The organism is Streptomyces sp. NPDC001927 (genome assembly GCF_053594455.1).
Genome location: NZ_JBSFEN010000002.1, coordinates 137,167 through 156,066, shown reverse-complemented (window position 1 = coordinate 156,066; position 18,900 = coordinate 137,167). Strand labels below are relative to the sequence as shown.

16 protein-coding genes are annotated in these 18,900 nt (G+C 73.7%); 8 read left to right on the top strand and 8 right to left on the bottom strand.

Going from position 1 to position 18,900, the window contains the following annotated elements; translation table 11 throughout:
- Positions 1–58 precede the first annotated feature (58 nt).
- Both ACWCO8_RS05225 and ACWCO8_RS05220 read right to left on the bottom strand, forming a co-directional pair.
- Entirely contained in the window at positions 59–1,387 is a 1,329-nt protein-coding gene (locus ACWCO8_RS05225; protein WP_451031002.1) for a sensor histidine kinase, read from the bottom strand.
- Positions 1,384–2,049, bottom strand: coding sequence for a response regulator transcription factor (locus ACWCO8_RS05220; RefSeq protein WP_451031430.1), 666 nt, complete (start codon positions 2,047–2,049; stop codon positions 1,384–1,386). Before ACWCO8_RS05220 ends, ACWCO8_RS05225 begins: the two co-directional genes overlap by 4 nt.
- Positions 2,050–2,279: 230 nt before the next feature.
- Here ACWCO8_RS05220 and ACWCO8_RS05215 point away from each other — a divergent pair, with 230 nt between their 5' ends.
- Positions 2,280–4,106, top strand: a complete 1,827-nt coding sequence (locus tag ACWCO8_RS05215) for a S8 family peptidase (RefSeq protein ID WP_451031429.1) — start codon at positions 2,280–2,282, stop codon at positions 4,104–4,106.
- A 6-nt stretch (positions 4,107–4,112) separates the two neighbouring features.
- On the opposite strand, the gene ACWCO8_RS05210 is transcribed toward ACWCO8_RS05215, so the two are convergent.
- A complete protein-coding gene (locus ACWCO8_RS05210) occupies positions 4,113–4,334 on the bottom strand; it encodes a hypothetical protein (protein WP_362010619.1) in 222 nt (73 codons plus the stop codon).
- Between the two features lie 72 nt (positions 4,335–4,406).
- Positions 4,407–4,952 (bottom strand): EF-hand domain-containing protein, encoded by a 546-nt coding sequence (locus ACWCO8_RS05205; protein WP_451031001.1) that lies wholly within the window; start codon positions 4,950–4,952, stop codon positions 4,407–4,409.
- A 107-nt stretch (positions 4,953–5,059) separates the two neighbouring features.
- Between ACWCO8_RS05205 and ACWCO8_RS05200 the strand changes: the two genes are divergently transcribed.
- The gene (locus ACWCO8_RS05200; RefSeq protein ID WP_451031000.1) at positions 5,060–6,103 is read left to right on the top strand and encodes a M28 family peptidase; all 1,044 of its coding nucleotides are present in this window, start codon (positions 5,060–5,062) and stop codon (positions 6,101–6,103) included.
- A gap of 67 nt (positions 6,104–6,170) precedes the next feature.
- A complete protein-coding gene (locus ACWCO8_RS05195; protein WP_362010628.1) occupies positions 6,171–6,467 on the top strand; it encodes an antibiotic biosynthesis monooxygenase in 297 nt (98 codons plus the stop codon).
- A 22-nt stretch (positions 6,468–6,489) separates the two neighbouring features.
- On the opposite strand, the gene ACWCO8_RS05190 is transcribed toward ACWCO8_RS05195, so the two are convergent.
- Positions 6,490–6,951, bottom strand: coding sequence for an RrF2 family transcriptional regulator (locus tag ACWCO8_RS05190; RefSeq protein ID WP_451030999.1), 462 nt, complete (start codon positions 6,949–6,951; stop codon positions 6,490–6,492).
- Positions 6,952–7,097: 146 nt separating this feature from the next.
- Here ACWCO8_RS05190 and ACWCO8_RS05185 point away from each other — a divergent pair, with 146 nt between their 5' ends.
- Positions 7,098–9,797: an FAD/NAD(P)-binding protein gene (locus ACWCO8_RS05185; RefSeq protein ID WP_451030998.1), complete on the top strand. Its 2,700-nt coding sequence runs from the start codon at positions 7,098–7,100 to the stop codon at positions 9,795–9,797.
- On the opposite strand, the gene ACWCO8_RS05180 is transcribed toward ACWCO8_RS05185, so the two are convergent.
- Positions 9,791–11,032, bottom strand: coding sequence for a Tm-1-like ATP-binding domain-containing protein (locus ACWCO8_RS05180; RefSeq protein WP_451030997.1), 1,242 nt, complete (start codon positions 11,030–11,032; stop codon positions 9,791–9,793). The genes ACWCO8_RS05185 and ACWCO8_RS05180 overlap by 7 nt on opposite strands.
- 100 nt (positions 11,033–11,132) lie before the next feature.
- On the opposite strand from ACWCO8_RS05180, the gene ACWCO8_RS05175 reads away from it, so the two are divergent.
- From ACWCO8_RS05175 to ACWCO8_RS05165, 3 genes are all read left to right on the top strand, one after another.
- Positions 11,133–11,711 (top strand): Type-2Aa cytolytic delta-endotoxin, encoded by a 579-nt coding sequence (locus tag ACWCO8_RS05175; protein ID WP_451030996.1) that lies wholly within the window; start codon positions 11,133–11,135, stop codon positions 11,709–11,711.
- An 89-nt stretch (positions 11,712–11,800) separates the two neighbouring features.
- Positions 11,801–12,421, top strand: a complete 621-nt coding sequence (locus ACWCO8_RS05170; RefSeq protein WP_362010641.1) for an L-threonylcarbamoyladenylate synthase — start codon at positions 11,801–11,803, stop codon at positions 12,419–12,421.
- A gap of 41 nt (positions 12,422–12,462) precedes the next feature.
- A complete protein-coding gene (locus ACWCO8_RS05165; protein WP_451030995.1) occupies positions 12,463–13,092 on the top strand; it encodes a DUF4232 domain-containing protein in 630 nt (209 codons plus the stop codon).
- 20 nt (positions 13,093–13,112) lie between these two features.
- Here ACWCO8_RS05165 and ACWCO8_RS05160 read toward each other — a convergent pair whose 3' ends face one another.
- Together ACWCO8_RS05160 and ACWCO8_RS05155 are read right to left on the bottom strand one after the other, a co-directional pair.
- Entirely contained in the window at positions 13,113–14,765 is a 1,653-nt protein-coding gene (locus ACWCO8_RS05160) for an FAD-dependent oxidoreductase (protein ID WP_451030994.1), read from the bottom strand.
- A gap of 91 nt (positions 14,766–14,856) precedes the next feature.
- Positions 14,857–15,771 carry an AurF N-oxygenase family protein gene (locus ACWCO8_RS05155; RefSeq protein ID WP_362010648.1) on the bottom strand — a complete coding sequence of 305 codons (915 nt, stop codon included), beginning with the start codon at positions 15,769–15,771 and terminating at the stop codon, positions 14,857–14,859.
- Positions 15,772–16,057: 286 nt separating this feature from the next.
- Between ACWCO8_RS05155 and ACWCO8_RS05150 the strand changes: the two genes are divergently transcribed.
- The gene (locus ACWCO8_RS05150; RefSeq protein WP_451030993.1) at positions 16,058–18,895 is read left to right on the top strand and encodes a hypothetical protein; all 2,838 of its coding nucleotides are present in this window, start codon (positions 16,058–16,060) and stop codon (positions 18,893–18,895) included.
- The last annotated feature ends 5 nt before the right edge of the window (positions 18,896–18,900 follow it).

The window sequence follows — 18,900 nt, the reverse complement described above, 5'->3', positions numbered from 1 at the left end:
TGGCGGTGCGGTACGCCTCAGCTTCGCGGGGCGATGCTGAGGTTTTCGTGAGGAGACCTCAGCCGCCATCGACCGGCAGCCGCAGCACGAACCGGGCCCCGCCACCACCACTGCTACTGCCGCCCTCTCCGCTCATGGCCGTCAGGCTCCCGCCGTGCGCGTGGGCGACCCAGGTGGCGATGGACAGGCCGAGCCCCGTCGACCCCGACCTGCTGCGGAACCGCTCGAACAGCGTGTCCGCCACCCCCGGCGGCAGACCGGGACCGGCGTCCTCCACCGTCACGGTCGCCTCCCGACGCTCCCTCCCCGTCAGGGCGACCTCGATCCGTACGTCGGCGGCCTCGCCCGGAGCGTGCCCGTGGGTGAGGGCGTTGCCGAGCAGGTTCGCCACCGCCCGGCGTACGAGGTCGGCGTCGGCCACGACGACCGTCTTCTCGGTCCGTACGGTCACGCGATGCCCCTCCGTCGGGGCGTCTTCGACCACCGCCTCCACCAACTGGTCGAGCCGCAGCGGCTCCCGCGCGAGGGTCTGCACCCCGGTCATCAGGCGGGCCCGGGTGAGCAGCCCGTCCACGAGGCCGCCCATGCCGTCCGCGAGCCGCATCGTCCGGCGCAGCACCTCCGTCCTGTCCGTGTCGCCGCGCAGCGCGGTCTCGGCGAGCATCCGCAGCGAGGCGACCGGGGTCCGCAGGTCGTGGGCCGCGTCGGCGAGGAAAGCCTCCTGCTGCCCAAGGGCCGTCAGTGCCGGGCGGATCGCCCGACCGGACAGCACATGGCCGACCGCCGCCGACAGCACCACGAGGACCGCGCAGCCGGCCGTGAGCAGCCACGTCGTGCGCCGGTGGTCGGAGAGCGCCTCCGTGGCCTCGTAGAGGGTGACGACCGCGCCGTCCCTGCCCTCCGGGCCCTCGGCGTCGGGCGCGAAGAACGGCTCTGCGAAGAGCCGGACCCGCCGCCCGTCCACCGACCGCCCGTCGACGGCGACGGCCTCCTCCCGGCGCACGGCGGTCTCGGCGAGGCCCCGGACGTCGGCCGGGCGCGCCTCCAGACAGGGCCGCGGCCCGGAGTGGTCGACGACGGCGCCGGAGGACCTGTCCCGGGGCACGGAGAGCACGGTCAGCTGCGGGCAGCCGGTGTCCATCGTCCCGACGAGGTCGGTGGTGTCGAGGCGGTCGTCCTCGTCGTACCTGAGCAGGCCGATCGCCTGCGTGGTGTCGAGGTTCATCCCCTGGTCGAGCTGGTCGCGCCAGCGCGCGTCGTCGCTGCGCACGGCGAGGACGGCCATCGTGACGAGGCCGGCCGCGCTGGTGAGCGCGAACAGGGCGGTGATGCGCAGGCGCAGTCGCCGGACCCGCCCGGTCGGCGTGAGCGCCCGGCGCCCGCTCACTCGGGCCCCGGCGGGGCAAGGCGGTAGCCGAGGCCTCGTACGGTACGGATGAGGGGCGGGTCGCCGAGCTTGCGGCGGAGCTGGGAGACCAGGACCTCCAGGACGTTGGAGCGCGGCTCCGCCATCTCGTCCCAGCAGCTCTCGATCAGCTCGGCCCGTGACACCGCCTGGTCGCCGCGGGCCGCGAGGACCTCCAGGACGGCGAACTCCCTCCCGGTCAGGGTCAGCAGGACCCCGGCGCGCCGGACCTGGCGGCGCGCGGTGTCGATCTCCAGGTCGGCGACGTGGTGGACCGGCGGCCGGAGGACGGCCGCCCGGCGGCACAGACTGCCCACCCGGGCGACGAGTTCGGGCACGGCGAACGGCTTGACCAGATAGTCGTCACCGCCGCTCGCGAAGCCCCCGACCCGGTCGGCGACGGTGTCCCGGGCGGTGAGGAAGAGCACGGGCACGGCGCCGCCCCGGCGGCGCAGCCGCGCGACGTACTCGGCCGCGTCCCCGGAGGGCAGCATCCGGTCGAAGACCGCGCAGTCGTAGGGCGTGACGAAGAGCGCTTCGTCCGCCTGCGGAAGGTCCGCCACCTCGTCGACGGCGAACCCGGCGGCGCGCAGCGCGGCGGCCACCCCGAAACGCAGATCCCCGTCGTCCTCGACCAGCAGCACCCGCACGGCGCCCACCCTAACGAACCGCCCAACGGCACCGAAATCCACCTCACCTGATGTTCCATCAGGTCAACACTGTGTAACGCCAACAGGCTTGTCGGACTGAAGGCTTCCTTCCGCTCACGCCCTCTGGGATCTTGCGTCCACCCCACACATCACAGGGCCCGGCCGGCGCCACCAGCGTCACCGGGCCATCGGAGGACGCATTGTTTTCCCACATATCCAGCAGGCTGAGACTCCCGGCCACGGCCGTCACCGCCCTCGGAGCGGTCGTCGCGCTCGCCGCGCCCGTCGGAGCCGCCCAGGCCGCTCCGGCCGGCATCCCGGAGCCCAGGTCCGCCTCGGCGACGCCCCTGACCACCGCAGCGTCCGCCGCGTCGGCAGCAGCCGCGGCGACCCGCGCGGCCGCCGCTCCCGCCGCCACGGCGGCCTGGGCGGCCGGCACCCGCGCGTACCTGGTCATCACCGCTCCCGGTGACACCACGGCCGTCCGCACGGCGGTCGCGAGCAACGGCGGCTCGGTCTTCTCGTACTTCGACGCCATCGGCGTCGTCGTGGCGCACTCCACGTCGAGCACCTTCGCCTCGACGATGCGTACGGTCTCCGGCGTCCAGCAGGTCGGCGCCACCCGCACCTCCGACGTCCCGGCCGACGCCTACAACCCGACGCTGCCGAGCAACCCGTCGCAGTCGGCTCCGCCGGCCACCGAGCCGGTCCGCTCGGACATGACGCAGATCAAGGCCGACCAGGCCTGGGCCGTCACCACCGGCTCGCCCACCGTCAAGGTCGGCATCCTGGACACCGGCGTGGACGACCAGCACCAGGACCTGGCGCCGAACTTCAACGCCGCCGACTCGGTCTCCTGCGCCTACGGCAAGGCGGACACCCGGGCCGGGGCCTGGCGCGACGTGGACCAGCACGGCACGCACGTGGCCGGTACGGTCGCCGCCGCCAAGAACGGCAAGGGCGCCATCGGCGTCGCGCCGGGCGTGAAGATCTCCTCGGTGCGCATCGCGGAGCCGGGCAGCACCCTGTTCTTCGCGGAGAACACCATCTGCGGCCTCGTCTGGTCCGGTGATCACGGCTTCAAGGTCACCAACAACAGCTACTACACGGACCCGTGGCAGTTCAACTGCCCGAACAACCTGGACCAGGCGGCCATCCTGGAGGGTGTGGGCCGCGCCCAGAAGTACGCGGAGGGCAAGGGCTCGCTGCAGGTCGCGGCGGCCGGCAACTCCAACGTCGACCTGGCGAACAAGACCACGGACACCTCCTCGCCCAACGACTCCACCCCGGTGAGCCGGACCATCACCAACGACTGCCTGGACATCCCGGCGGAGCTTCCGGGTGTCGTCACGGTCGCGGCGAACGGCACCAGCGGCTCGTCCAAGGCGTCCTTCTCCAACTTCGGACGGAACGTCATCGAGGTGTCGGCGCCCGGTGAGTCGGTCTACAGCACCGTCCCCGGCGGCAAGTACTCCTCGCTGAGCGGCACCTCCATGGCCGCCCCGCACGTCGCGGGCGTGGCCGCGCTCCTCGCGAGCGCGAACCCGAGCGACACCCCCGCCGACATCCGTACGAAGCTGGGCGTCCAGGCCACCGACCTGGCCTGCCCGTCGGACAGCCGGTGCACCGGCACCACGGCCAACAACAGCTTCTTCGGCGAGGGCCGGGTCGACGCCCTGAAGGCCGTCGGCGGCACCACCCCGCCGCCCGGCAAGTACTTCGAGAACCTCGCCGACGTCACCATCGCGGACAACGCGACCGTCGAGAGCTCGATCACGGTCAGCGGGGTGACGGGCAACGCCCCGGCCACCCTGAAGGTCGGCGTGGACATCAAGCACACGTACATCGGTGACCTGAAGGTCGACCTGGTCGCCCCCGACGGCACCGTGTACACCGTGCACAACCGGACCGGTAGCGGCACGGACAACATCGTCCAGACCTTCACCGTCAACGCCTCCTCCGAGGTGGCGAACGGCGTCTGGAAGCTCCGTGTGAACGACAACGCCAGCCAGGACACCGGAAAGATCGACGCCTGGAACCTGACCTTCTAGAACCTTCTAGGCCTTCCCCGGGCGCCCTCCGCCGTCGCGGCGGGGGCGCCCGGACTCCTTGCCGGAGTAGAGGTGGTCGACCTCGGGCCGCAGATCGAGTATGTCCAGGAACTCCGCCAGCTCGGCCGCGTCGGCCGTCCGGCCGGCGACGGCCCGCCGCGCGGCACGGCGCCGGTCCCCGGAACCCTCGGGCCCCGGCGAACCGTCGCTCGCCTCTGTGACGTCCATGCGCCGATCCGACCACACCCGAGGGCGGCGCGCACGGCCAGCACGCGCGGGGCGTGCCGTAACCGCCGTGTGTCAGTACACGCCGAGGAAGATGCCGCCCGGGGTGTTCAGGTTGTCGTTGTGGAGATGGAAGGCGCGCAGCGACCGCGCGATCTCCCGCTGCGAGAGGTACGCGTCCCGGTCCAGGTCCAGCCGTTCGAAGGCAACGGACCCCTCGTCACCGGAGACGCCCCAGACGGCGAGGTAGGCGGCGAACTCGTCCCCGCTGACCCGCTTGTCGGCCTTGGTGTCCATGATGCGGAAGATGGCCGTCGCGAGGTTCTCCAGGAGCTCGGGCCGGTCGTCGTCGTAGCCCACGGCGCGGTGCGCCGCCACGAACGCGTCCTGGTCGAGGCGCTCGATGCCCGGCACCGACTGGGTGAGCAGGCCGAGCCACTGCGCCCAGTACGCCCGTTCCAGGGCCTGGATCCGGGGCTCGTCCGTCGGCAGCCCGTACGCGGTGGCGTACGCCTCGACGACGCGCCGGTGGTCGGACCAGGTGACGAATCCGTCCTCGTCGGTGTCCAGGACCGCGAAGAGGCGCCTGAGCCTACGAGTGATGGGATCGAGCGTCGCCATGCCGGGGGTCCTTCCGGTGGAGGGGATCGTATGGAGAGGGACGGCATAACCCCCAGTGTGGTTGCCCGGACGCGCACCCGCGCGCCACGTGCGCGACCATCGACGGCATGGAGGCAGGCCCCGACGTGCCCGGCCTCGTCCGGGAGCTGACCCGGCGGGCGGATCCCTCGCGCCTCCGGGACGATGTCGCGTTCCTCGCCGACCGCCCGCGCGGCCGGATCCACGCGCCCGAGGCCATGCTCAGGGCCGAGGCCCATGTGGCGGAGCGACTCGCGGAGGCGGGCTGGACGACCGAACGGCAGCCGTTCGACGTCCGGTGGCGTCCGGGCTGCAGCGACCGCCCCGGCGGCGGCAACCTGTCACCGCTCCGGTTCCGCCTGCACCGACGGCTCACCGGGGCCAACCTGCTGGCCGAGCTGCCGGACGCGGACGACGGCCCCGCCGTGCTCGTCGGAGCCCACCTGGACACCGTCGTGGGCAGCCCCGGCGCCGACGACAACGCCTCCGGCGTCGCCGCCCTCCTGGAGGTCGCCCGGCTGCTCGGCGGGCTGCCCCGGCCGCCCCGGGTGCGGCTCGCCTTCTTCGACATGGAGGAGCTGGGCTTCGTCGGCGCCCACGTCGCCGCCCGCGCGGCGCGCCACGGCCGACGCGTCTCGGGCATGCTCTGCCTGGAGGCCGTCGGCTGCTTCGCCGACGCGCCCGGCACGCAGGCGATCCCGACGGGCTTCGGCACCCTCTTCCGGGGCGCGGCGGGAGCTGTCGAAGCCCGCGACAGCCGCGGCGACTTCACCCTGATCGTCCACCGCCGCTCCTCGGACGCGGCGGCCGACCTCTGGCGGCGGGCGGCCGGCGCCGCCGACCCGCGACTCCCGGTCGTCACCCTCCGCGACCCCCGCCCGGACGGCCCCCTGGGCACCCTCGCCGGCCTCGCGGTACCCCCGCTGAACCACCTGGGCCGCAGCGACCACGCCGCGTACTGGAGCGCCGGCATCCCGGCCGCCCTGCTCTCGGGCACCGCGAACTTCCGCAACCCCCACTACCACCGCCCCACGGACACCCCCGACACGGTCGACCCCACGCGCCTCACGGCCGTAGCCGTCGCCACGGCGGTCACCGCCGCCCTCTGGCGCCCACCCGGTCACGACCGGTAGCCGCCTCGGAGGCGGAACCGGCGCCCCCGACCTACCGTGGTCGAAGGAGCACGACAAGGAGGCCGCGATGGAGCAGCGCTTTGTCTGGGTGACCACGCGCCGCATCAAGCCGGGCACCCTGCACGAGTTCGAACGAGCCTGGCGCCCCGGCTTCGCCCCCGACGGCCTGCACCGGGCCTACGCCTACTGGACCGAGGACGGCCACGAAATCACCGGCGTCTCCCTCTGGGACTCCCAGGAGGCCTGCGACGCCTGGCGCTCCTCAGAAGCCGAACGCTCCCGCCGCGAGACGATGGCTCCGTACGTCGTGGAGGAGACGGAAGCCTTCTACCAGGGCGGCGAACTCGGCCTTCCCGGGCGGTAGCCGCCGGTCGCACGCGGCGCCGCTACGGATACGTCCGTACGTCGTCCGTGTACTCGCGGGCCCTGTCCTGGACCAGTTCCGGGAGGGTGCCGGAGGCCAGGTCCGCGAGGGTGGTGCCTTCCAGGACGTGGCGGAGGCTTGCTCGTACCGCGCGCCAGACGTCCGGCATGGGGGCCGCCGCGCCTCGGTACTCCAGGCCCGTCAGTTTCAGGTCGCGGACGCTCACCAGGGGGCCGTCCATCGCGCGGAGGACGTCGGCGAGGGTGATCTCCGTGGCCGGGCGGGCGAGGGTGTAGCCGCCGTCCGGGCCGCGCACGCTGCGGACCAGGCGGGCCTGGCGCAGTTCGCTGAGGACGACGAAGAGGAAGCGGACCGGGATGTCCTGGCGTCCGGCGACTTCCTCGGCCTTCAGCGGCCGGTCGGGGGAGGAGGCCAGCTCCGCCATGGCCCTGACCGCGTAGTCCGTTCGTGCTGAGATCCTCACCGCCTCAATGTCTCACGGCTGGCGCGAAACCGATCAGGCCGGCGGGTGAAGGGACGGTGCGCTCTTGTCGATTCATATTGTTCATCGACATAGTGCAGTACGTAGTGCGCACGACGTGTGCGTGCTCGTCCGGCCGGAGGTTCCTCGTGCCCACGTCCCCCACCGCGTCCCCCCGTCCGCGACCGACCGTGGCCGTCGTCGGCGCCGGCGCGGCCGGGGCTCTGGTCGCCGTTCAGCTGTGCGAGACGGCCGCCCGGCGGCGGACCCCGGTCGATCTCGTCCTGATCGACCCCGCGGCCGAGGCCGGACGCGGTACGGCCTACGCCACCGAGGTCGCCGAGCACCGGCTCAACGTGCCGGTGGGAGGTATGAGCTGTTATCCCGACGACGTCGGGCACTTCCGGCGCTGGCTCTGCCGGCACGGCGAATCCACCGTCACCGCCGCGGACTTCGCCTCCCGGTACCGCTTCGGCTCCTACCTAGCCGACACCCTCGGCCGCGCCGTCATCACCGCCCACGGCACCGTCTCCGTACGGCGGGTGCGGGCCCGGGCGACCGGATGCGCCCAGACCGGCGACGGACGGTTCGAGGTGAGGGTCGACGACGGCCCGAGCGTCACCGCCGACAGCGTCGTCCTCGCCACCGGGCCCACCGCCGGGGCCGCCCGCTGGGCGCCCGCCGAACTGCTCGGCTCCGCGCGGTTCATCGCCGCCCCGTGGGCGCCCGGCGCGCTCGACGTCGTCGGTGCGGACGAGGACGTGCTGCTCGTGGGCGCCGGGCTGACCGCCGTCGACCTCGCGCTGGTCCTCGACCGGCCCGGGCGCACCGTGCACGCCCTCTCCCGCAGCGGGCTCCTGCCCCGGCCGCACGCCGTCGCCCCGCTGCCGCCCGTACCCCCGCCGGCCGGCCTCACCGCCCTCCCGTTGCACCGGCTGCGCACCGCGCTCCGGCGCCACTTCGCCGCCTCGATGCGTGACCACGGCGACTGGCGGCCCGCCCTCGACGGGCTGCGGCCCGTGATCGGCGCGCTCTGGCAGGGCCTCACCGACGAGGAGCGGGCCGAGTTCCTCGAACGGGACGCGACCCGTTGGAACGTCCACCGCCACCGGATGGCCCCGGCCACTGCCGAGGCGATCGCCCGGGCGCGCGCCGCCCACCGGCTCCGCGTCCACGCCGGCCGGATCACCTCCGCCCAGCCGCTGGACGACGGGACGATTCGCGTCGGGCTCGCCGACGGGCGGGAGATCGACGTCGCCTGGGTCGTGGATTGCACCGGGCCCGGGCTGCGGCTCGACTCCGCCGCCGATCCGCTCTGGGGCAGCCTGGTCGACGGCGGACTCGCCGTGCCGGGGCCCCTCGGCATCGGCGTCGCCACCGACGCCGGCCGCCTGCGCGACGCCCGAGGCGGCACCCACCGGCCGCTGTTCACCCTCGGCGCGTCCCGGCGCGGCGAGCTGTGGGAGACGACCGCGATCCCCGAGATCAGGGCCCAGGCCCGGGAGGTCGCCGAGGCCGTGCTCGCCCCGCTCACCCGCGCCCCGCAGCCCACCCGCCGCCGGCCCACCGACCAGTTCGGGCTGCCGCTCTCCACCCACGCCGCCGCTGCCGCCGCCTACCGCAGCGGTCTCGGCCGGGTGGTCACCGTACGGGCGAAGGCGGCCGAGGCGTTCGCCCGGGCCACCGCGCTCGACCCCGGCTTCGCCCTCGGCCACGCCGCGCTCGCCCTCCTCGGCCACGAGTGCGGCGCCGACGTCGACGTCCACCGCGAACTCGCCGACGCCCAGCGTGGAGTCGCCGAGCGCGGGGACGAGCGGGAGCGCTCGTTCGTGGACGTCGTGACCCGCAGGATCGAGCCATCGGGTGACGACGGGGACCGGGCGCTCGTCGACCACCTCGACCGGCACCCGGTCGACGCCTTCGCCCTGTCCATCGCCGTCCCCACGATCGCCTTCTCCGGCGTCGGCGACCTCGACGGCACCCTCGCCCAGCGCCTGGTGGAGCACACCGCGCCCGCCTACGACGGCCACTGGTTCCCCACCTCGCTGCTCGCCTTCCTCCGCCAGGAGCAGGGGCGTGTCGACGAGGCCGGCTTCCTCGCCACCGCCGCCCTGGCCGCCGAACCCGCCTCCGGGCACGCCGCCCACGCCCTCGCCCACGTCCACTACGAGTCCGGCGCCCACCGCGCGGGCCGCGACTGGCTCGACGGCTGGATCGGCGGCCAGGGCAGGGGCGCCGTGCACCGGGCCCACTTCTCCTGGCACGTGGCCCTGCACGAACTCGCCCTGGACGACTCCGCGGCGGTACGCCGCCGTTGGTTCGCCCAGCTCGCGCCGCGCCAGGTCAACGGCGTACGCGCCCTCGTCGACTCCGGCTCGCTGCTGTGGCGGGCCCGGATGACCCGGAACTGGACCGGCGACGTCCCCGTGGACGGCGTGCTCGACGCCGTCGCCCGCGATCTCCTCGAACGGCCCGCCACCGCGTTCACCGCCCTGCACAGCGCGGTCGCCCTCACCGCCGCGGGCGACCTGGCCGCGCTCCGGCGCCTGCGCACCCACGCCGCCGGGGCCGACGCCGTCCAGCGCGAGGTCATCGCCCCGCTCTGCCACGCGCTCGAAGCCGTCCTGGAGGAACGGTGGACGGCGGCGGTCGACGGACTGCGCGGGCTGCTGCCCACCCTGCGCCGGGTGGGCGGCAGCGCCGCGCAGCGCGAGGTCGTCGAGGAGACCCTGCTCCACGCCCTCCTGGAGGCGGGCCAGTGCGACGCGGCCCGCCACCTCCTGGAGGAGCGCCTCGACCGCCGCTCCTCCCCGCTCGACCGCCGCCGCCTGGCCGACCTCCCTCACTGACGGGGAGGCTCGTGCCCCTCGATCAGGCGGTGCAGCAGCTCGGCCGCCGCGCGGCCGAACGTCGGGTCGTTCAGGTGGGTGTCGTACTCGACCACGTCGACCGGGCTGCCCCGCAACCCGTCCCTGACCGCGTCGAACACGACCTCGTCCAGGACCGGATCGTGGTACGGCCCGCCCGGCGCGCCCAGCGTGGACAGGCCGCGCAGCGGCAGGCACACCGCCGTGGGCCCGGTCGCCGAGAGGAGTTTCACGGCGACGCGTGCGCCGAGCTCCGCGCACTCCTCGGCCGTCGTCCGCACCACCGATATCGACGGGTTGTGCACCCGCACGTCCCGGTCCAACACCCGCTCAGGGACCGTGTCCAGCGGCCCGAACTTCACCATGTCGAGTGCGCCGGGGCTCACCACCTGCGGGATCCCGGCGCGTCCGGCGGCGAGCAGCCGGTCGGGTCCTGCCGTCAGGATGCCCCCGCAGAAGTCGTCCGCCAGCTCGCAGAGCGTCAGGTCCAGGACGCCCGCGAAGAGCCCCTGCTCGGCGAGCGACTCCAGCGTCCGGCCCCCCGCCCCGCTCGCGTGGAAGACCAGCACCTCGTAGCCGAGTTCGGTCAGCCGCGCCCGGGCCGCGTCCACCCCGGGGGTCGTCACGCCCGCCATGCTCGCGGCGACGAGCGGCCGGTCGTCCCGGGCCGCGGGCGCCGTCGTCTCGGCGTACCCGCGCGCCATGCCGGCCACCGCGTCGACGGCGTTCGCCAGTATCGGCGCCGAGACCCGGTTGACCCCGGCGATGTCCACCACGCTGTACATGAGGGTGATGTCGGACGAACCGACGTACGGCGCGACATCGCCCGAGGCCATCGACGAGACCATCACCTTCGGCACCCCGAGCGGCAGCGCCCGCATCGCCCGCGTCGCGATCGACGTGCCGCCGCTGCCGCCGAGCGCGAGCACCCCGTGCAGCCTGCCCTCCGCGTGCAGCCGCCGCACGACCTCGGCCGCCCCGCGCGCCATCGCGGTCACCGCCGCGCCCCGGTCCCCCTCGCTACGTAACCGGTTGAGCTCCACGCCCGCCGCCCGCGCCACCTCGGCGCGGGGGACGTCCGCGGGTATCCGCGGAGCCCCGATCACCCCCGTGTCGACCATGATGACCTCGACCCCGCGGCTCTCCAGCCGCTCGCGCAGCCACCCGTACTCCAGACCTTTGGTGTCCAGCGTGCCCACCAGCACTACGATCGCCATCCCCGTACTGTCCGTCCAAGTCGACATGACGACAAGACTGTGGCAGCGGGACGCCAGACGGCATACTGACCCCTCTTGATCACCCACAAGGAGGAATGTCATGGCCGCAAGTTTCAAGACCGTCATAGAGGTGGGCCCGGACCATCTCGACCAGGCCCGGGCCATCGACCGGCTGTTCCAGCAGGCGATCGCGCCCGCCACCGTCAACTTCGACTTCGAGAACATCCATCGGGCCGCCGCCGCGATCCCGGACAGCGCCGTCGTGAAGATGGTGCGCGGCTGGGGACTCCAGGAGCAGGCCCCCGTCATGGTCATGGTGCTCTCCCTCAAGGAGGCGGTGCGCCAGGCGCTGCCCGGCGAGTTCGCCGAGGCCTCGTTCTGGGACACGGTCGAGAGGGAGCTCGCCGACGCCTTCACCGGCCTCGCCGCGCAGGAGGGCGAGCCGGGACTCTCGTACTACGAGGAGGGCCCGGACCGGACGCGTTACTACCGCGACCTGTTCTTCGCCCTCCAGGACGAGGAGACCGGGGACCACATGTACGCGATCGCCTTCTGCATCGACGTGACCGTCGATCTGGCGAAGGAGCGGGCCGCCGCCCTGGAGCTGATGGACATCGCGCCGTACGCGATCCGGCTCAACGCCATAGTCCTGCGCCAGGAGTTGCGCCTCGCGGCCTGACGGTCGCCTCCCCGTCGCCCGAACGTGCGGGGAACCGCACCGGCCCGCCGTCCCGGGCCGGAACCGCCGAAGAACCTAGACTGCCCCGCATGGCGAAGTACTTCGACGTGCACCCCGAGAACCCCCAGCGGCGCACCATCAGCAGTGTGGCGGACAGCATCCGCTCCGACGCGCTCATCGCGTACCCGACGGATTCCTGCTACGCGCTGGGATGCCGCATCGGGAGCCGCGACGGCATCAACAGGATCCGCGCGATCCGCGAGCTCGACGACCGCCACCACTTCACGCTGGTGTGCCAGAACTTCGCGCAGCTCGGCCAGTTCGTGCACATCGACAACGACGTGTTCCGCGCTGTGAAGGCGGCGACGCCCGGCAGTTACACCTTCATCCTGCCGGCGACGAAGGAAGTCCCGCGGCAGCTGCTGCACCCGAAGAAGAAGACCGTCGGTGTCCGCATCCCCGACCACGTCGTCACCCAGGCCCTCCTGGACGAGCTCGGCGAACCGCTGCTCTCCAGCACGCTCCTCCTGCCCGGCGAGGACGAGCCGATGACCCAGGGCTGGGAGATCAAGGAGCGGCTCGACCACGCGGTGGACGCCGTCCTCGACTCCGGCGACTGCGGTACGGAGCCCACGACCGTCATCGACTTCTCGGAGGGCGAGCCGGAGATCGTACGCCGAGGAGCCGGCGACACCTCGCGGTTCGAGTAGCCCCGCCCCGCCCGTGCCGGCCGCCGTGTGATGATCGCGGGATGACCGTCATATCTCCGCGGCACGGCATGGTCCTGCTGGCCGCCGCCCTCCTGACCGCCGGGTGCGGCCTCGGGGCCGAACTCGACCGCGAGGCCGACCCCGAGCGGACCGGGGCCCACGCGACCGACGGGGCGGACGTGGCCGCCGAGCCGCCGGTCGCCCCGCCGCTGGAACCGCCCACCGCCACCGCCCCGGAGGGCTGCCCGGCCACCGGGGTGAACGTGACGACCGGCATGGTCAACGCGGCCATGGGACTGCGCGCGATGCCGGTGACCATCACCAACTGCGGTACGGGGGAGCAGCTCGTCAACGGGTATCCGGACGTACGCGTACGGGACATGAACCGGCGGCCGATGGACGTCACCGTCCTCAAGGGGACGGGCCCCATCGCGCAGATGGAGGACCCGGGACCGCACCCCGTGACGCTGAAGCCCGGCGAGTCCGCGCGCTCCGTCTTCGCCTGGCGGTACTCGGCCGTCGACCCGGCGACCCAGCGGGGCAGCGGGGTGTACGTCGAGATCGCCCCGGCCCCTGGCGTGGCCCGCCAGACCGTGGTGCCGGAGGGCGGTCTCGACGTCGGCGAGACCGGCCTGCTCGGCACGACGGCCTGGGAGAAGGTCGCGGACTGACAGGTTCGCGCACTGGCAGGTCAGTCGAGGAGGCGCAGACGGGGACGGCGGGCCGTCGCCACCAGGGCGGCCACCGTGGCGAGTTTGACGCGTGGGCGGCCGGTCTCGCGGCCCTTGGCCCGTTCGGCGCGGTCGATCGCGGCCAGGCCGCGGGCGTCGACGACCTCGGCGCGTCCGCGCACCAGGCGCCGGAACGCCCGGGCCGTACGGGACGGAGCGGGCAGGGCCCCCGCCACGGCGTCGGCGAGGAGCGTGCCGACCGTCTCGGCGGCGCAGGTCCGGTTGGCCCCGATCCCGCCCGAGGGGCCGCGCTTGATCCAGCCGACGACGTACGTCCCGGGCATCCCGGCCACCCGGCCGCGCTCGTGCGGCACCGTGCCGGTCGCCTCGTCGAAGGGCAGCCCCGGCACCGGCACGCCCCGGTAGCCGACCGCCCGCAGGACGAGCCCCGCCGGGATCTCGCGCTCGCCCGGCCCCTCCGTCACCCGCGCGCCCCGCACCGTGTGCTCCCCGACCAGGGCCACGGGCGTCGAGTGGAACCGGAGGACGATCCGCCGGTCCGGGCCCGCCGGCCGCGTCCAGTCGACGGTCTCCCGCGCCACGTCCCGCAGCAGCGCCGCCTTAGCTCCCGGCGCCGCGCCGTCGATCGCCGCGCCGGTGCGCGGGTCGTGGTCGTCGACGACGAGGCGTACCCCGGACAAGTGGGTGAGGGCGCGGAGTTCGGAGGCCGTGTACGCGGCGGCCTCCGGGCCCCGGCGCCCGAGCAGCACGACCTCGCGCACCCGGGATCCGCGCAGGGCCGCGAGCGCGTGGTCGGCGATGTCGGTGCCGGCCAACGCCTCGGGGTCCATGACGAGGAGCCGGGCGACGTCGAGCGCCACGTTTCCGTTGCCGACCACCACGACCCGTTCGGCGCCGGTCAGGTCGATGGCGTCGGGGGCGGTCTCCGGGTGGGCGTTGTACCAGGACACGAACTCCGTCGCCGGGACGCTGCCGGGCAGCTCCTCGCCGGGGACGGAGAGCCTGCGGTCGGCGGAGGCGCCGACGGCGTACACCACCGCGTCGTGGTGCGCGGCGAGTTCCTTCGCCGTGACGTCCTTGCCGACCTCGACGCCGAGGCGCAGCCGTACCCGGGGGTGGGTGTGGAAGCGGGCGAAGGTGTCGCCGACCTTCTTGGTCGCGGGGTGGTCGGGCGCCACGCCGTACCGGACGAGACCGCCCGCCACGGGCAGCCGGTCGACGAGGGTCACCTCGGCGTTGGTGTGGAGCAGCAGGTCCTCCGCCGCGTACATCCCGGCCGGGCCTGTCCCGACGATCGCGACCCGGATCGGCGCGAAGTCGGACGGCAGGCTCCGCTCGAAGGCAGGAGCGCCCCAGGAGTGGAAGTTCGGGCCCGGCGCGACCGCTTCGAGCGGCTCCTTGTCGGCGAAGTACGCGGCGTTGACGGCCGCGTACCCGGCCTGGGCGGGGGAGAGGCTGTCCACCGGGAAGATCGCGTCGACCGGGCAGGCGTCGGCGCACGCGCCGCAGTCGATGCAGGTCGCCGGGTCGATGTGGAGCATCTCGGTGGAGCCGAACTCCCGCTCCTGGGGCGTCGGACGGATGCAGTTGACGGGGCACACGGCGACGCAGGTCGCGTCGTTGCAGCAGGTCTGGGTGATGGCGTAGGTCATGTCGTCGGCTCAGCTCGGGTCGCTACGGCTCGGATTGCTACGGCTTCGGGCGGGGGCGGGCCTGGGGCGGGTCGCGTGGGTCCGCCCGCGGTCAGATCAGGTGGGCGCGCCGGTAGAAGGCGAGCGCCGGCCGGGTGAGCAGCCCGGCGGAGGCCAGGAACTCCATCAGGCCCGCGCAGCTCGACCGCATCAGGGACTTGTGGTGCTCGTTCGCCTTCGCCTCGGCGACGGCACGTTCGACGTCGAGGCCCGCGCTCTCGTAGACCTTCCGGCCCACCATGCTGGTGACGATGACGTACGAGGCGATGGCGATCACCAGCGCGTGGAACCGGCGGCGTGCCCCGCTCGCGCCCCGCAGCCGTCGGCGGGTCTCCTCGCGGGCGAACTTCATGTGCCGCGACTCCTCCACGACATGGATGTTGTTGATCGTGCGGACGAACGGCACGACCCGCTCGTCGCGCATCCAGTCGCGCTGCATCACGTCGAGGACCTCTTCGGCGACCAGGATCGCCGCGTACGCCGCCTCGCCGAAGGCGACCGTCTTGAAGGCGCGGCCGAGTTCGATCGCGAGCCGGTGCGGACGGTAGGCCGGGGCGCCGAGCTTCGCGGCGCCGCGCGCGAACATGATCGAGTGCCGGCACTCGTCGGCGACCTCGGTGAGCGCCCACTGGAAGCGGGGGTCGGTCGGGTCCTTGGCGTACATGTCGCGCAGCACCATCTGCTGCAGGATCATCTCGAACCAGATGCCGGTGGAGGCCACCGACGCGGCCTCCTGGCGCGTCAGCTCCTTGCGCTGCGCGTCGGTCAACTCGCCCCAGTACGCGGTGCCGTAGAGGGTGCTCCACTCGGGGCTCGCGCCGTGGAAGTCCTTGTCCAGCGGGGTGTCCCAGTCCACCTCGGTGGCCGGGTCGTAGGAGAGCTGTGCGGCCGAGTCGAGCAGCCGCCGGGCGACCTCCTGTTCGACGTGCCGGTCCTCGCTCTCCCGTGGGGCGGTGCTGCGCGGCATGTGCGGCTCCTTGGCTCTCGGCTCGGATCGATCGGATCGAGACGCCGCACGACTTATTAGATGTGGCGTCTAGCAAGCTGTTAGACGGAACGTATAACAAGCGGGCCCGGCGGGCCTACCCCCGTGCAGCGATTTCCCGCCGATCTCTCCACGCGCCCGGTCTTCTCCCGCCTCACGAGGCAACCCACGCCCACCGGTTGCCGTCCTCCGGTCACGAGAGGGAACCCCGAGGTGTCCTGAGGTGCCACGAGGTGTCCCGACAGAACCGATCGTGAGGAAGACCGCTTTGATACGTGTCACACGTGTGGTGACCACGGCCGTGGCCTTAGTCGCCCTGGCCGCGGCGGCGCCACTCCCGGCGTACGCGGAACCGTCCCCGGGCCCCCTGTCCCGAGCGGGCGGCGAGAGAGCCGGTGGCGTCGACGGGACGCTGCCGGACGGCTGGCGGGTCACCGGCGAGGGCGCCGACCGGGAGCTCGTCTGGACGGCCGCCGAACCCGTGCCCATGGGCGACGCCCGCGTCGAGTTCTATTCGGGCAAGAGGCTCCTCGGCAGCCCCGCACCGACCGCCGACGGACGCGCGTTCCGGCTGAAGGCCGACGGCGTACGGCTGGGCGCCGCGAAGGACCTGCGGGTCATGGCCGCCGGGCGCCGCCTGGACGCCGGCACCCCGGGCGACGCGGACGCCGCGAGCAAGGCCCCCCGGAGCAGGCCCGACGCCCCTTCGGCGCGGGTGGAACCGCCCCTGCCGCTCAACCCGGTCGACCCCGGCAAGCCCGGCGCGTACCGCACCGTCAGCGGCGAATACGACCTGCCGGCCGTCCGGTTGCCCGGATACGCCGAGCCGATCGAGATGCGCGCCGTCGTCGTCGGACCGACCGGCGCACCCGGGAAGCGACCGCTCGCGCTCTTCCTGCACGGCCGCCACGGCACCTGCTACGGCGCCGGGGAGGAGGTGACCGGCGCCTGGCCCTGCGGCCCCGGCACCAAGCCGATCCCCAGCCACAAGGGCTACCTGGCCGCCCAGAAACTCCTCGCCTCCCAGGGCTATGTGACGGTCTCCATCTCCGCCAACGGCATCAACGCCCAGGACCACGCGGCGGACGACGCGGGCGCGCAGGCCCGCTCGTCGCTCGTGCGCCAGCACCTGGGCCGATGGGCGGACTGGGCCGCCAAGCCCGCCGGCGCCCCGGCGGCCGTCCGCGCCACCGCGCCCGCCGACCTCTCCCGCGTCCTGCTCGTCGGCCACTCCCGGGGCGGCGAGGGCGTGAACCGCGCTGCGCTCGACAGCCTGCACCGGCCCCCGGCCGACCAGGACGGAGCCCCGGGCCGAGCGCGCTGGACGATCCGCGGCAACGTCCTGATCGGCCCCACGATCTTCGGCCAGAACCCGGCCCCGGACGTTCCCTCGATGACCATGCTGCCCGGCTGCGACGGTGACGTCTCCGACCTCCAGGGCCAGATCTACGTCGACGGCACCCGTGGTGTGAGCCGTGGCGCCGCGCTGCAGAGCGCGGTGTACATGGTCGGCGCCAACCACAACTACTTCAACAGCGAGTGGACTCCGGGCCAGGCGGAGGCGCCCGCCTTCGACGACTTCTCCTCGGAAGACGCGCAGGACCCGGTGTGCTCGCCCGGCACCAAGACCCGGCTTACCGCGACACAGCAGCAGACCGTGGGCGCGACCTACATCGCCGCCGCGGCCCAGCTGTTCGTCGGCGGTGACGACCGGGTCCGTCCGCTGCTCGACGGCACCGGCCGCCGTGTCCTCTCGGCCGGTCCCGCGCGCGTCCTCAGCCACGCCGTCGGCGGGCACCGCGCCCCCGGCTTCCTGCCCGGCCCCGGCCTCACCGTGACCGGCGGCGGCCGGCTCTGCGCGCAGATCGATCCTGATCCGGCCCGCGCGTGCCTGCCGGAGAACCAGGACGGCACGGGCGGCCGGTCGCCGCACTTCGCGTTCTGGGAGGCCTCGCCCGAACCGGGCCGCGACGCCGTCGCCCTGCGCTGGTCGGGTACGGGTACGGGGACCAAGGCGACCCTGCGCTCAGAGCGCCCGGTCTCCCTCAAGGGCTCCGGCTCGCTGGCGCTCCGCGTCATCGTGCCGCCCAACACCACCGGTACGCGCCTGGACATCGCGCTCGTCGACGCCGACGGCCGCCGCGCACCGCTCGGCCGGGCGCAGATCGACGGGCTCCCGGGCAGCGACCGGACCGCCTCCCACTGGGGCCGTGAGGTCCGCGTACCGGTGGCCCTGGCCTCCCGGTCCAAGCTGGACCTGACGCGGATCACGAGCCTCGAACTGACCCCGAGGGGCGGCTCGGGCCAGGCCTGGCTGATGGACGCCTGGGGCTGGCGCCCCGGCACCCCGGCCGTCAAGCCCGGCGCGATGCCCCGTATCGACATCGGCCGGCTGACCGTGGACGAGGGCGACTCCGGCGTGCGCACCTACCGCGTTCCGGTCCACGTCACCGGCCAGGGCAGCGGCCAGGTCCGGGTGTTCACCCCGAAGCCGGACTCGGACGAGGTCTCGTCCCGGATCGTGACGGTGAGCCCGGGCAGCCAGTCCATCGACGTGCCGGTCGAGGTCAAGGGCAACACCCGCTTCGGCTACGACCTCTCGCGGGACATCTCCGTCAAGGCCGTCAAGGGCGTGGCCGTCGGCTCCCACCGAGGCGGGGTCACCGCGAAGAACGACGACGCGAAGCCCACGGTCACGGTGACCCCGGTCGCCGACGACGTCACCGAGGGCAAGCCCCTGACCTGGCGGGTGAACCTGTCCACGCCCGCCGACGTCGAGGTCGGCGGCGTCCTCGAACTCCTGCCGGTCACCGGCGGCCCCGAGCTCTCCAGCGCGGACGTCGCACCGGCCTGGCTGGAGGAGTTCTTCGGCGCCGTCCCGAACCCGCCCAAGCCGCTCTCCGCACTCGGCTGGGGCGGGGAGCCCGCGAGCCTCTGGGCGGACGTGCCCGCCGGACAGACGAGCGTCGAGGTGTCGATCCCGACCGTCGCGGACGCGGTCGCCGAGCCCACGGAGACCCTGCGGGCCCGCCTGACCACCTACGACGAGAACTGGGAGCCGCACCACGGCCCCGAGTTCACGGGCTCGGTGCGGGACGCCGCGTAACCGGA

Bases quoted from the DNA above. Each gene is read 5' to 3' on its own strand.
- ACWCO8_RS05210 (WP_362010619.1), bottom strand. From the start codon at position 4,334: ATGGACGTCACAGAGGCGAGCGACGGTTCGCCGGGGCCCGAGGGTTCC.
- ACWCO8_RS05205 (WP_451031001.1), bottom strand. From the start codon at position 4,952: ATGGCGACGCTCGATCCCATCACTCGTAGGCTCAGGCGCCTCTTCGCG.
- ACWCO8_RS05200 (WP_451031000.1), top strand. From the start codon at position 5,060: ATGGAGGCAGGCCCCGACGTGCCCGGCCTCGTCCGGGAGCTGACCCGG.
- ACWCO8_RS05195 (WP_362010628.1), top strand. From the start codon at position 6,171: ATGGAGCAGCGCTTTGTCTGGGTGACCACGCGCCGCATCAAGCCGGGC.
- ACWCO8_RS05180 (WP_451030997.1), bottom strand. From the start codon at position 11,032: ATGGCGATCGTAGTGCTGGTGGGCACGCTGGACACCAAAGGTCTGGAG.
- ACWCO8_RS05175 (WP_451030996.1), top strand. From the start codon at position 11,133: ATGGCCGCAAGTTTCAAGACCGTCATAGAGGTGGGCCCGGACCATCTC.
- ACWCO8_RS05170 (WP_362010641.1), top strand. From the start codon at position 11,801: ATGGCGAAGTACTTCGACGTGCACCCCGAGAACCCCCAGCGGCGCACC.
- ACWCO8_RS05165 (WP_451030995.1), top strand. From the start codon at position 12,463: ATGACCGTCATATCTCCGCGGCACGGCATGGTCCTGCTGGCCGCCGCC.
- ACWCO8_RS05160 (WP_451030994.1), bottom strand. From the start codon at position 14,765: ATGACCTACGCCATCACCCAGACCTGCTGCAACGACGCGACCTGCGTC.
- ACWCO8_RS05155 (WP_362010648.1), bottom strand. From the start codon at position 15,771: ATGCCGCGCAGCACCGCCCCACGGGAGAGCGAGGACCGGCACGTCGAA.